Genomic DNA, 14,289 nt, shown 5'->3' on the forward strand with positions numbered 1-14,289 from the left:
TATATTCTACCTAATAATAAACTAGTAATTCATTAAGGCGATAATGTCATAATCGCTGATTTTTTTTCTACCCTGTAAGTCAGTTAGTTCAATTAAGAAAGCACAACCAACAACTATACCACCTAACTTTTCTATTAATTCTATTGTAGCCTTGATGGTTCCACCAGTTGCTAATAAATCATCGCATACTAGAACACGTTGTCCCGGTTGGATGGCATCTTTGTGAATGGTTAAATTATCTTGGCCATATTCTTTGTCATACGAAACTTCTATTGTTTGGCGTGGAAGCTTCCCTTTTTTACGAACAGGTGCAAATCCAACGCCTAATTCATAAGCCACAGGGCATCCAACAATAAATCCTCGTGCTTCTGGTCCCACAACCATGTCTATTCTTTTTTCTTTTGAATAGGTGACAATTTGGTTTGTTGCTTCTCGATAAGCATTTCCATTTGCCATTAGGGGTGAAATGTCTCGAAAAATAATTCCCTTTTCAGGATAATTAGGAATATTAGTAATATAATCTTTTAAATCCACTTTTACTACTCCTCCTCATTCCATAACCATTGTTGCAACGTATTTAAACTACTATACAACAAAAATTCTTCTGTTTTAATTTTTTTAAGACGTTCTTGATAACTTGTACTTTCTGTTAATGATTGTTTTTTAGGATTTTCTATTACTTTTAAATGATCATCTTTTATTGTAACAAATTCTAATTCGAAAAACACCTGAATCATAAAAGTTAACAATTTTTCTTTAATCTTTAAATATTTACTAATTTCAGGTAACTGAGTTAAATCAACTTGCTTATGTTGTTGAATAAATTTATACAGTTTACCGAATTGATCTCTAGTTCCCATACCATTTAAGTAGGCTTCTTCTTCAGAATTACATATCAAATAAACTCTTTTTACATTTAATTGTTGAACGATCCTTTTTATATCTTCTAATCTGTCAGGACAATCAATGAAAATCAGTTGCTCAACTTTTGATTTGATTGGCAATTCTGGATAAACAAATATGTTAGTCTCTATATCTTGAATAAATTGCTGACTTTCTTTTTTAAAACAAATATAGGCAGTATGATCAACGGGCCATTGATACTGGAACCCCTTTTTTCAACGTAAATCAAACAATTGTGCATTTTTAACCATAAAATCTGTTACCAATACTTGTGGTTTACAATTTCCACGCCATTCATTAATACCTAACTTACCTACAATCGTTACTTGTGTATTTGAAAATTCATCTTTATCTTTTCCCATTTGAAAGGCAATTGCATCTAATACTAACTGTTTATCTTTTAATTGAAATTTTAAATAATTATTATTTACACCAATTTGTTGAACATTTTGTATCATTGAATCTTGGAAAAGAAAAAGTGGGGCAGCGTTTTTTGTGCCAAAAGGTGCCAATAGTTGTAATCGCTTGATCAATGCTAACGATACCTCTGCTACAGGAATAGGCATGTCAATCAATATTTCTTGTTTTTCATCTAAATTGATCGTTTGTTGTTTCATACAATAGAATAAATATCCTTTGAGAAGAATTATATTTTCTACAGACAAGGTAAGTCCAGCTGCCATTGCATGTCCACAAAAGAAGTTAACCATGCTCTTTTTTCATTAAGTACTTCATATAAATTAATCGCAGGAATGCTTCGAGCTGATCCCTTGGCTAGCTTTTTAGCTGCGTCAATGGTAAGAACAATGGTAGGTTTTCCAGTTTCTTGTACAATTTTACCAGCAACAATCCCTAAAATTCCTTCAGGCCACTCTTCTTTAGCAATAATATGAATGGGATCATTGGGATTTATTTGTTGTAATGCTTCTTCCGTAACTGTAGAAACTAATTTTTTGCGTTGATTATTTTTTCATCAATCATTGTTGCTAATTGTTCAGCTTCTTGATCATCAAAGGTAGCTAATAATTGAACGCCAGGTCCAGCTTCTCCTAGGCGCCCAATGGCGTTAAGCCTTGGTGCTAATGAAAAACCAATATCTTCTTCGCTTATTGTCTCTTGTTTAAGACCACTTTTTTCAATTAAACATTTTAATCCAATTCGCTCACTTTTCTGTAAAATGACTAATCCAATCTTAACAAGCACTCTATTTTCATCTGTTAATGAAACCAGGTCTGCAATTGTTCCTAATGCAACTAAATCAAGAAATTCAACAGGCGGCTCCTCTAAAAGTGCACTAGCTACCTTAAATGCTACACCAACACCTGCTAAATCATCAAAAGGATATTTTCCATCCGGATGCCTAGGATGAACAATAGCATATGCTTGTGGCAAAGAAACAGGTAATTCATGATGATCAGTGATAATAACATCTACTCCTTTTTCTTGAGCTAATTGAATAGCTTCATGACCAGCTACCCCATTATCAATAGTTATAATCAACTGAATCCCTTGTTCAATTTTTTCCTTAAAAATTTCTTTATTGGGACCATAACCATGAATAAATCGATTCGGTAAAAAAAAGTCGACGTCTCCACCGATTGACTCAATGGTCTCTTTCATTAATACAGTACTTGTGATTCCATCGGTATCATAATCACCATAAATTAAAATACGTTCACCATTTTCCGCTGCTGTCTGGATACGTTGAATTGCTTTTTTCATATCATTCATTAACAATGGGTCATAGATATCTTCTAACGTAGGAGATAAAAATTTTTTTAATGCTGTTTCGTTGCGTAAATTTCGTTGCCACAGCAATTGTCCAATAAAAGGATCAATCTTTTGTTGATTTAATAGTTGGATAAACGACTGTGGCAGCACTTCTTGCTCTTTCAGTTTCCATTTATACTTAGCTTTTCTCACTTTGTCCCTCCTGACTCAGCAATTATATCAAAAGCGAAATGAAAACTAAAGGTCATTCAAATACCAGATTCATACTATATTACAAAGTTATATCGTTTATTTTGCATACTTTTTATCAAAAAGATTTTCTACTATCCAATCGCCAAAATGAGGGTACCATGTATATAGACGGGCAGCTCCTTCCATTATTCTTGGCCGATTAATTTCACGTTTTTTCGTTCCCATACTTTTTACAATAAATTTAGCTAATTCATTAGGATCTAATACAAAATGACCAAGAGCATCTAAATATTCACCTGAAGGATCAGCTTTATCAAAAAAATGTGTCCTAATTGGTCCTGGATTAACTGTCATTACATGAATTCCTAAGGGTTTTAATTCCATTCTAAGTGCATTAGAAAAACCAATAATCGCAAATTTGGTGGCAGAATAAATCGTTGATTTAGCTGTTGCAATTTTTCCTGCCATTGAAGCAATATTAATGATAGCGCCCTGTCTTTTTTCAGCCATTCCAATAGCGATTTTTTGTGTAAAAACCATCATGCCTAAAACATTTACTTCAAACATCTGTTTTATTGTCTCTTGATCAATATCTATAAAATTCTTAAATACCCCAAATCCCGCACTGTTCACCAATATATCCACAAAGCCTATCTCTTTTTGGATGTTTTCAATCACATAATCTATACTCTTCGGATCTGTAATATCTAGTTGAAACGCATAAGCAGATCGACCACTGAACTGATTACACATTGTTTTTATTTTTTCAATTTGATCTACTCTTCTAGCACAAACAACAACGATAGCTCCCTTTTTTGCTGCTTCATAACAAATTTGTTCCCCCAACCCACCTGAACCACCAGTAACTACAACTATCTTATTTGTTAAATCATAATGACTAAACATCTCAACACCTACCTTTCATTCAATGGGATATCAATAACATCTAGATCCTTTACAATTTTTGCATTTTTAAAAATCGCACGTGCTTCATTTTGCAATTGTAATGTGTCCTTAGTCAAATAACGAGCACTAATATGCGTCAAAATTAATTGCTTGGCATTTGCTTTTTTTGCTACCTCAGCTGCTTGTTCACTTGTTGAATGATAATAAGCTCTGGCCATTTTTGCTTCATCTTTATTAAACGTACTTTCATGGATAAGCACATCGGCATTTTCGGCTAATTTAATACTGTTCAGTGTTTTTCTTGTATCCCCTAAAATGGTAACAACTCGACCTTTTTTTCGTTGACCAACAAACTCCTTGCCATTAATAACCTGTCCATCTTTTAAAGTAACAGTTTCACCTTTTTTAATTTTTCCATATAATGGTCCTGAAGGAATACCTAGTTCTTTTAGCTTATCAACTTGTAGTTCACCTTCATGATCCCTTTCAACAATCCGATAACCATAGCTTGTAATACCATGCTCTAATAATCGGCAGCTAACCGTAAATTGTTCATCTGAAAAAACAATGCCTTCTTCATCAATTTCATGAAAAGATAATTCATAAGCTAGTCGTGTCTTAGAAATTCTCAAAGCAGTTTGAACAAATTCTTTCACACCTCTAGGTCCATAAATGACTAATTTTTCATTTCCACCTTGAAAAGATCGACTGCTAAGCAATCCAGGAAGTCCAAAAAGATGATCTCCGTGCAAATGTGTAATAAAAATTTTCGTTATTTTTCTAGGACGAATATTACTTCGTAGAATTTGCATCTGGGTGCCTTCACCACAATCAAAAAGCCAAATTTCGTTTCTTTCATCTAAAAGTTTTAGTGCAATTCCTGTAACATTTCGATGTTTTGCCGGTACACCAGAACCTGTCCCTAAAAATTGTATCTCCATAATTTACCTTACTTTCTATAAACTTTTCCACCTAATTTTAGAAGAAATTGACTATTTTAGCAAATATAAAATGAATTTGTTCTTTGAATTGTTAATTGATTTGTATACAAATGAAATGAATTTCATAACTAATTATAAGCATTTTATTTAGCCAAAAATAATTTTTATTTCTTCAATTAAGCTACTTTATTTCTCAAAGTAACTATCTTTTTTTATCTATTATATTTTATTAACTATTTTTATATTTATTGGCTTAATTAGATAAAAAGCACAATACATTTTTGATTTCGTTATTCTTATTACTTCATTCACAAATTTTAAATTTTCTAAATTAAAATCAAATAAAGGGCAATGAATATCCTATTTCACCGAAACTTCATTGCCCTTTATCCTCTTTTATTGTCATTAATTCTACTAAAGAAAGATGATCCTATCTACTTTTATTTTCTTATTCTTTTGATTTGAAAAGATTTTGCCTAAAGGAATTTTTTCCTAGCTGTTTTGCTTGATTAATTTCCTGTTCGACCTTATCAAGATTAAGTCTAATAATTTTACCATCAAGCTGATCAACCACCAGATAATTTAATAGTCGATTATCATTTTCAACAGCAATTAAAATTATCCCAGTTTCTCCCTTTTTGAGTTGTTCTGTCATTTGTTTAAAAACTGAGTCTTTTTTCATTTTTAGGTTTGTCCCAAGTAAACTGCCTGAAAACCATCCAAATAAAATACCTGAAGGTCCATCTAAAATGTCGATGAATACATGAATCAAACTGTCATTTATTGATTGATTTTGATCATTAAAATAAAAATCAACAAATTTATTTATGATAAATCGATGAATACCATCTTGAGCGTGTGTCACAATTGCTAACTGATCGCCTACAATTTTCTGTTCCGTCTGCCATTTTTTTATCTCAGAGACTGCCTGATATGCCTGATTGTTTACATCAAAATGCATAATAATCATTCGTTTAGACATAGTAATCTCAACCTTTTTTATTTGATTTATTCTATTCTAACAACAAATAAAATAAATAAAAAATAATGGCGACTCTTATCTATAATTAATTAAAAAAATTCTTAAACACTTACTAGAATAATGAATGTTATCAACCAATATTAATCGAGCACTTATTCAACAAATTCAAATTCATAATCAAAGATTCGAACAATATCGCCATCTTTAGCACCACGTGCCCGTAAAGCTTCATCAATTCCCATGCCTCTTAATTGACGAGCAAAACGCATGGTACTTTCATTATGTTCAAAATTCGTCATTTTAAACAAGCGTTCTAACTTCTTACCAGTTAATACCCAACTAGCATCTGAAGCTCGGGTAATGGTATACTCTGCTTCCTCATCTGGTTGAAAAGCATATTGATGAATAGCATTAATTTCTTGTTCCAATTCTTCTTCATAAAGTGGAAAGTCTGGTGTAAGTTCCAATAAATCAGCAGTCGCACATAGTAAAGATTCAATGCCCTGTTTTGTAATACTTGAAATTGGGAAAATTTGTGCTACCTTTATGTTTTGCTCATTTTCTGAGTTATGCAACAATTGTTTGAAATTTGCTAAGTTGTTTTCAGCATTAGGCATGTCCATTTTATTTGCTACAATAATTTGGGGACGTTGTAATAGATTTAGATCATAAGCGGCTAATTCTTTATTAATTGCTAAATAGTCTTGGTAAGGATCACGTTCTTCTAATCCACCACTCATGTCAATCACATGCAAAATCACTCGTGTACGCTCAATATGCCGTAAAAATTGCATCCCCAAGCCAACACCCTGAGAAGCTCCTTCAATTAAACCAGGTAAATCAGCAGCAGCAAAACTACGTCCGTCACTGGTAGTAACCATGCCTAAATTTGGTGATATTGTTGTGAAATGGTACGCACCAATTTTAGGCCGTGCAGAAGAAATCACAGATAATAATGTTGACTTTCCAACAGAAGGAAATCCAACCAATCCTACATCTGCTAAGATTTTTAATTCTAATTCAATTTTTCTTTCTTCACCAGGTTCACCATTTTCAGCTAGTTCTGGAGCGGGATTGCGAGGAGATGCAAATCGAATATTTCCTCGACCACCACGTCCACCATTAGCGATTACTAATTTTTGGCCAGATTGAGTTAAGTCACCAAGAAGTTCATGCGTTTCAGCATCACGAATTGTTGTACCTGGTGGAACCTTAACAAAGATATTTTCAGCACCACGTCCGTGCATTCCTTTGTTCATACCATTTTCTCCAGGTTTTGCTTTAAAATATCGATTATAACGAAAATCCATTAATGTTCGTAATCCTTCATCAACAATTAAGACAACATCCCCACCGCGACCGCCATCTCCACCTGCTGGTCCGCCATCTGGAACATATTTTTCTCTTCTAAAAGCAACCATACCATCTCCACCTTTTCCGGCTTTAACTTCAATGATTGTTTGATCTAAAAACATGGACATTGTTGTCCTCCATTCTATAATTCTTTCATTTTACTTTGTTTTAAACATTAATATAATCTTTTAGGCTTCTATCATTGTAAGCTTTCCCTGTTTATTTGTCTAGCATCAGAAAATTGATAATCTTTTATCAGACTAAATTAAGAATAATTTCACAGCAATCAATGAATCATTTTTAATTTAAAAAACATTTTTTTCAAATCTTTAATCAATTTTCTCATTCTACAAAAATACAACCAAAAAATCTATTAAACTACTCTGATGAATAAATAACAAACAATATAAACTAAGCAAACTAAATTATTCATTTTTTATTTAAAAATTTTATTTATTCTATACATTTACCCTTAAAAAACCAAGAACATTTTAGAAAACTACTAAAGGAATGTGCCTATTGATAAAGAATTACGTAATGGTTATATGATCTGGCCATTACTGATCATCTCGTTTATGTTTACATAATAAAATTATAGTAAACATTTTAACTCGTTACTATTATAATTTTTGATCATAAAGATTCTATTGTTAGGTAATTATATTGTTTAACTTGCAATTCTTAATAATCAATATAGCTATTTAAATTCCTTGTATAATAGGAATTCTTCTCTCTTTCTAAAGCGATATTTTTGACAAAAATTGAAAAATCTATCATGCTAACCATAGAACATATTTATTTTATCTCTAAAAATCATTTGATGTAATTATTTAAAGGAGGAATTTAGAAGAATGACAATTAAGGTAGGAATTAATGGTCTTGGTCGTATTGGTCGTCTAGCATTTAGACGCATTCAAGATGTATCAGAAGATATTGAAGTAGTGGCAATCAACGATCTGACAAGCCCTACTATGCTTGCTCAATTATTACAATTTGATTCAACACATGGGACTTATGATAAAACAATTACAGCAGCAGAAAATGCTATTATGATGAATGGAAAAGAAATTAGAATTTATGCAGAATCAGATGCTAGTAAAATACCTTGGGTAAAAAATGAAGGCGTAGATATTGTATTAGAATGTACAGGTTTTTACACTTCTGAAGAAAAGGCTCAAGCTCATTTGAATGCTGGTGTTAAACGTGTCGTTATTTCTGCCCCAGCTGGGAAAATGAAAACGATTGTTTACAATGTAAACCATGATACATTAACATCAGACGATCGAATTATTTCTGCCGGTTCATGTACAACAAATTGCTTGGCACCATTAGCCTATTTTTTAAATAAAGATTTTGGTATCAAGGTAGGAACCATGACAACTATTCATGCCTATACTTCTACTCAAATGTTATTAGATGGACCAGTTAGAGGAGGCAATCTTCGTGCAGCCCGTTCAGCAGCCGATAACATCATCCCTCACTCAACAGGTGCAGCTAAAGCAATTGGCCTTGTTATTCCTGAATTGAATGGCCGATTACAAGGACATGCTCAACGTGTTCCTGTGGTAGATGGTTCATTGACCGAATTAGTTTCTATATTGGATAAAAATGTAACTGCTGATGAAATAAATGAAGCAATGAAGAAAAATGCTCAAAATAACCCATCCTTTGGTTTTGATGATCGTGAAATTGTTTCGAATGATGTCATCAATACTATGTATGGTTCCATTTTTGATCCCACACAAACTGAAATTACTAGTGCTGGCGACCTACAATTAGTTAAAACTGTTGCTTGGTATGATAATGAATATGGTTTTACTTGCCAGATGATCCGTTTATTAGAAAAATTTGCTAGTTTATAATAATTAAAATAGAAATAAGAGAGGAGAATATATAGGTTCCCTCTCTTATTTTTATAGTCGTATAAATAAGTTTATTAATTTAAAAAGGATAGAATTTATTTTTTTAACTTGTAACAATTTAATTGTTATCATTTACCTAAGTTATAATAAGTTCCCTTTTTAATAAAATTTAAGTATCTGTTTTTTCATTTTTGTTCATTGCTTTTTGACAATTTCGACAAATGCCATGAAATGTCAATCGATGATCTTTAACTGTAAACAAGTATTTTTTTCTATCACCTGTTCAACCTTACCTAAAAGATCTTCAGGCACTTCTTCAATATTCCCACATTCTATGCATAATAGATGGTGATGAAAGTGTTTCTCACCAGATTTTCTAAAATCATATCGACTTACGCCATCATTAAAGCTTATTTTATCTACAACTTTCAGCTCAACCAGAATTTCTAATGTACGGTAAACAGTAGCTAACCCAATATCAGCATTTTTTCTTTTTACCAAAAAATAAATTTCTTCTGCTGATAGATGATCTTTTTCATTTTCTAGTAGGACTTGGACAGTCGCTTCTCTTTGAGGAGTTAACTTAAACCCTGATTGATGTAACTGTTGCTTTGTTCTTTTTAGGGCAGCTGTTATTTCCATACCAACACTCCTTAATTATAATAATTATAAATAAAATTCAATATTCCCATTAATAGATTAAAATTATTATAAAGTAATTCTTGAAGTAATGCAAGGTATTCTCAATTAGAAGAGTTAATTTTCATCTTTTGTTGTTAAAATAGTATAACCATCTTTTTGTTGAATCTTTCTTTGTTTCATCAAGTTGCCTAATGCCCGTTTAAATTGCCCCTTACTAATACCAAAAGTTTTTTGAATTTCCTCTGGCGTTGATTTATCAGTAAAAGCAATTCGTTTATCGGGAGAACGTTCGAGAAATGTTAAAATCATAGCCGCATCATCATCAATAATTTCGTAATTTCTTGGTTTTAACGATATATTTAATATTCCATCTGGTCGAACACCAATAACCCTACCGGATACCACTTCTCCTAATCGTGGTTCATTATATCTTTCAGAAGGATGAATAAAACCAATATAAAAATCATCTGTAATTATATAGGTACCAGCCAATTTTAAACGATAAACTGTTCCCTTCAAATTTTCATTTTGCATAAGGGAATTGCCAGTTTTGGCTAAAGATTTGAAAAATGTTTCATCTGCTAGTGTTCCCCAAACCCGTTCCTTAAGATCAACACGCAAAGCAATCATTAAACGATCACCCTGTTTAGGCCAAAGTGAATGAAGTAAAGGTAAGTCATCTAGAGAAACAACAACATCTTTATCTGTTAGTCCAATATCAACAAAGACTCCTAGATCCCTTCTTGATCCTGTAACGGTGCCAAACCCATAATTATCCTTACGAATTGAAGGAATCTGGGTAGTCATAGTTGGTTCCTGTTTTTGATTTAAATAGGCAAATCCCTCAACAGGTTCACCAATTGAAAAATCTCCTTCTGTTTTTAATAACTTAAAAGTAATACCATTTTTTTGTACAAAATAAGCAGAAGAATTTTCATCAATTACCAATCCAGTAAATATTGTTGCTAATAAGTCTTTCATCTTATCTCTCCTTTTTAATTAAATAATTAGTTCTCAATATATTTTCATGTATACACCAATTGATTAAAACATTTATCATGTTTTCTTCCTTGGTTGGTTAAACAACACTGTTAAGTAAATTAAGATGATCACGTTGATTCAAAAACGGACTGAGAAAAGTTGTTCTCAGTCCTTATCTTACAGGTATCCAATTTATAGGTTTTTCAATTAAAAATGTCTGCTAAACATTAATTTTTTAATATACATAAACGAAATAGCTATTTGAACTATTCAGAATAACTCATTTATATAGTTAACAATCTGAAAGATATGTAAAATTTTTATTTTTCGGTACATTCATTTTTAAAACTAGAGACCTAAAAACTAATTTTCTATCTATATTTATTCATTTTTTTATCCTTACAACCTAGCAATACTTATTATCTATTAAAACTTATCTGTTAGCGTTTCTTGATCCATTTCCTTTAAACCACCCAGTTTTGGCATTAATCGTTACTAAATAGGTAGGTAATTTTTTTTCTGTTGTTCCTCTTAGTAAACGTGAATGATTATTGGTTGCATATAAATTATAATAGCCTTCTCCATTAACAATTTTAACAGGTTCTAGCGTATAACCTCCTTCAACAATATAACCTCTTTTTATACAGGTAGCAATGACTTTTTCCTTTACCCCTGGATTCCATGTCCAAGCAGGATTATTTGTATCAGCAATGTCCGCCTGATTTGTTGGGTAAAGAGGTTCTGTATAAATACCTTTATTATTTGGTGAAGAATAACCTTGTTTATTTGTTTGAGTATGATGCATTGTGTTGTTATTGATTGAATTTTTCTCAACTGCTGATTTTTCTTGTGTATTAGAAGTCTCTGCTTTTTTAGCAGCTTCTTTTTCTATTAACATTTGATTGACCTTAGCTAATTGCTGATTTAATGGTTCACGTAGCTTTTCGTTTTTTATTTTATTTACTTCTGCCTGTGCATTCTTATAAGATTCGTTTGTAACCGTTTTAAGCACTTGTTGGTTGTCAAATAGCAGCTTTGTTAGCTCTTTTGCTTTTTGTAATTGTGAATACTGTTCATTCGCTTGATCGATCGCTTGGTTTGCTAATTGAGAAAAAGCATCTTTTTGATCTAATTTTTTTATGGTCATTGGTTTATCTGCAGCCATTGTAGCTACCGCTAACTGATTACCCTTAATAATTGGTTGAGTGAACCATTGATTTACTTGAGTAACAATAGATTGTTTGTCTTTTAATTCTTGCAAACGTCTATTTAAATTTTTATAAGAAGAATGATTGCTTTTTAGTTTTTCAATATTTTGTTGAATTTTATGTGTATTTACTGCCACTTGATCTGGTTTTAAAAATTGATGTGTAGTATCTGTATAGTAGGCATCAATTAACTGATTTGTCTGTTTGATAAGAGACGTTTGTACCTTTTCTGTTTTATGATGCTGAGCGTTTTCTTCCTGTGAAGAAGGTTGATTAGCATGGTACAAGACAATTCCACCTACCGCTAATACTACCACTGCAGTTAATGAAATTGTTACGCCTGCTCTTTTTGTTCTTCTTTTTTGATCCATTGAACGATTGTTTGCTCTTTTGCTTGGTTGAGCATTACTAGCTTGCTTTTTTTGTTGGTGATTATTATTACTTGGTTGAGCGTTTGATAAATTTTCTTTTTTAGTCGTGTATTCTTGTTGGTGATCAACCACTGTTTTTTCAATATTAGCTAACTGTTCATCTTTTTTTTCTTTCATTGGAATAGCAGGTACTTGTCCTTCTGACAATTCTTTGTCCATTCCTTGTTTTACTTCAGAAACATTCGCTATATTGTTTGAGTGATTTTGCTCTAGTTCTACCTCAGTTTGATCTGAGTCAGCTATATCAACAATTTCATTATTTAGGATTTTGTTCTCTTGTTCTTTCAATGATAAAGTTTGTTCTTTGTGTTCTTTAATATAGTTTTCTAATATCACCTGGTCCTCTGAGAATGAATCGGTAGTAATTTCTGGTTCTTTCTCTGGTTTGTGTACTACCTGGTTTGAAGTTTCAGAATGGATTGTCAAATTAGACGGATTCGTTGCATCATCTGTAGGTGTATCGTCTGTTTGCTGTCCATTCTGTTCATCAGGTTGTTGGTAATTTAAATCATTTTTTTCTTTTTCTTGTTGTTCATTAAACATTTCCATTACATGACCAAGACTAACATTTTTTAATTCAGACCAATCAATTGTTTCATCAATTTTTCTGTTATTTGAATGATCTGTTTGCTGTTCTTTTTTAAAATCAGTTTCTATTGATTTCTCATTGAATAAATAGCCGCAATTTTGACAAACTGTTACCTGGCTATCTTGCTCAGCGCTACAATTTGAACATTTTTTCGTCATTATCCAGCCTCACATTCTTTTCATTTCAATATCTCTAATCTAACATAACTTATGATTACTTCCAATAAGCCTTAGTCAATTTTTTCTGTATTTTATAAATTTTTTGAATGATTTAACTTCTAGCTCAATGCTAACTTATAAATAGGTAAATAAAAATGGTTGGCAAATCTTACTACATTAAGTGATATAGTAAGACTTGCCAACCTACAATCTCTTTAATTCTTCTTACAATAAAATTTTGGATCCTTGATTTTTATCTACTTTATTCTAAAAAGTCTTTTAACTGTTTTGAACGTGAAGGGTGTCTTAATTTACGCAATGCCTTTGCTTCAATTTGGCGGATGCGTTCTCTAGTAACACCGAATACCTTGCCAACTTCTTCTAATGTTCGTGTGCGTCCATCATCTAAACCAAAACGAAGACGCAGAACATTTTCTTCTCTGTCTGTTAAGGTATCTAATACGTCTTCTAGTTGCTCTTTAAGTAGTTCATAGGCTGCATGTTCCGCTGGACTAGTTGCTTCTTGGTCTTCAATAAAGTCTCCTAAATGGGAATCATCTTCTTCACCAATTGGTGTTTCAAGCGAGACAGGTTCTTGAGCAATTTTTAAAATTTCTCTTACTTTTTCAGTTGGTAAATCCATTTCAGCACCAATTTCTTCTGGCGTAGGTTCTCTACCCAAATCTTGAAGTAACTGCCGTTGAATTCGAATCAATTTGTTGATCGTTTCAACCATATGAACAGGAATCCGAATTGTTCGGGCCTGATCAGCAATTGCCCGTGTGATCGCTTGTCGAATCCACCAAGTGGCATAAGTAGAGAATTTAAATCCTTTTCGATAATCGAATTTTTCAACTGCCTTCATTAATCCCATGTTTCCTTCTTGAATAAGATCTAAAAATTGCATACCACGTCCAACATAACGTTTTGCAATAGAAACCACTAAACGTAAATTGGCCTCTGCCAGACGTTGTTTTGCTTCCTGGTCCCCTTCTTCAATTTTAAGAGCTAATTCTACTTCTTCTTCTGCTGTAAGCAATTGGACACGACCAATTTCTTTTAAATACATTCTGACTGGATCATTTATTTTAATTCCTGTTGGTGCTGATAGGTCTTCTAATTCTGCTTTTTTTGCTTCTTTTTCATCTTTTTTTAAACTATGTTCACTAGGTTCACCAGTTTCATCTACAATGCTGATACCATTATCTTCAATTTGTTGAATTAGTTTTTCCATTTCACCTGCACTTAATGTAAAAGGTGTTGCCAGTTTATTTGCTAAATCATCATACACTACTACACCTTTTTGCTTATTTTCCTTAATAAATGCTGATACTGCCTGTTTATATTTTTCCATTTCAGATTTTTTTTCCACAGAAAAAGACTCCCTTCAATTTGTTCAAATAGTTATTA

Annotated in this window: 9 protein-coding genes and 2 pseudogenes; 1 reads left to right on the forward strand and 10 read right to left on the reverse strand. The window is 32.2% G+C overall.

Features of this window, described 5'->3' with window-relative positions; genetic code table 11:
• Nucleotides 1–21: 21 nt before the first annotated feature.
• The 6 genes and pseudogenes from MPTP_RS05120 to obgE all read right to left on the reverse strand — a co-directional run bounded on the left by MPTP_RS05120 (nt 22) and on the right by obgE (nt 7,136).
• Nucleotides 22–534, reverse strand: a complete 513-nt coding sequence (locus MPTP_RS05120) for an adenine phosphoribosyltransferase (protein WP_013774023.1) — start codon at nt 532–534, stop codon at nt 22–24.
• A 5-nt stretch (nt 535–539) separates the two neighbouring features.
• Nucleotides 540–2,826: pseudogene (gene recJ, locus MPTP_RS05125) on the reverse strand (single-stranded-DNA-specific exonuclease RecJ).
• Between the two features lie 96 nt (nt 2,827–2,922).
• Complete coding sequence (locus MPTP_RS05130; RefSeq protein WP_013774027.1) at nt 2,923–3,732, reverse strand: SDR family NAD(P)-dependent oxidoreductase; 810 nt, start codon at nt 3,730–3,732, stop codon at nt 2,923–2,925.
• 8 nt (nt 3,733–3,740) lie between these two features.
• The gene (gene rnz, locus MPTP_RS05135; RefSeq protein ID WP_013774028.1) at nt 3,741–4,673 is read right to left on the reverse strand and encodes a ribonuclease Z; all 933 of its coding nucleotides are present in this window, start codon (nt 4,671–4,673) and stop codon (nt 3,741–3,743) included.
• Nucleotides 4,674–5,121: 448 nt separating this feature from the next.
• Nucleotides 5,122–5,655, reverse strand: a complete 534-nt coding sequence (locus MPTP_RS05140; protein WP_013774029.1) for a hypothetical protein — start codon at nt 5,653–5,655, stop codon at nt 5,122–5,124.
• Between the two features lie 152 nt (nt 5,656–5,807).
• Complete coding sequence (gene obgE, locus MPTP_RS05145; RefSeq protein ID WP_041363482.1) at nt 5,808–7,136, reverse strand: GTPase ObgE; 1,329 nt, start codon at nt 7,134–7,136, stop codon at nt 5,808–5,810.
• A 723-nt stretch (nt 7,137–7,859) separates the two neighbouring features.
• Here obgE and gap point away from each other — a divergent pair.
• Nucleotides 7,860–8,870, forward strand: coding sequence for a type I glyceraldehyde-3-phosphate dehydrogenase (gene gap / locus MPTP_RS05150; RefSeq protein WP_013774031.1), 1,011 nt, complete (start codon nt 7,860–7,862; stop codon nt 8,868–8,870).
• 169 nt (nt 8,871–9,039) lie between these two features.
• Here the strand turns inward: gap and fur are convergent.
• The 4 genes and pseudogenes from fur to rpoD form a co-directional block, all read right to left on the reverse strand.
• A pseudogene (gene fur, locus MPTP_RS05155) lies at nt 9,040–9,512 on the reverse strand (ferric iron uptake transcriptional regulator).
• Nucleotides 9,513–9,626: 114 nt separating this feature from the next.
• A complete protein-coding gene (locus MPTP_RS05160; protein WP_013774033.1) occupies nt 9,627–10,493 on the reverse strand; it encodes a CvfB family protein in 867 nt (288 codons plus the stop codon).
• 433 nt (nt 10,494–10,926) lie between these two features.
• A complete protein-coding gene (locus tag MPTP_RS05165) occupies nt 10,927–12,879 on the reverse strand; it encodes a cell division site-positioning protein MapZ family protein (RefSeq protein WP_013774034.1) in 1,953 nt (650 codons plus the stop codon).
• A 262-nt stretch (nt 12,880–13,141) separates the two neighbouring features.
• A complete protein-coding gene (gene rpoD, locus MPTP_RS05170; RefSeq protein WP_013774035.1) occupies nt 13,142–14,251 on the reverse strand; it encodes an RNA polymerase sigma factor RpoD in 1,110 nt (369 codons plus the stop codon).
• Between the last annotated feature and the right edge of the window lie 38 nt (nt 14,252–14,289).

The organism is Melissococcus plutonius ATCC 35311, from assembly GCF_000270185.1.
In the GTDB taxonomy this organism is placed as follows: Bacteria; Bacillota; Bacilli; order Lactobacillales; family Enterococcaceae; genus Melissococcus; species Melissococcus plutonius.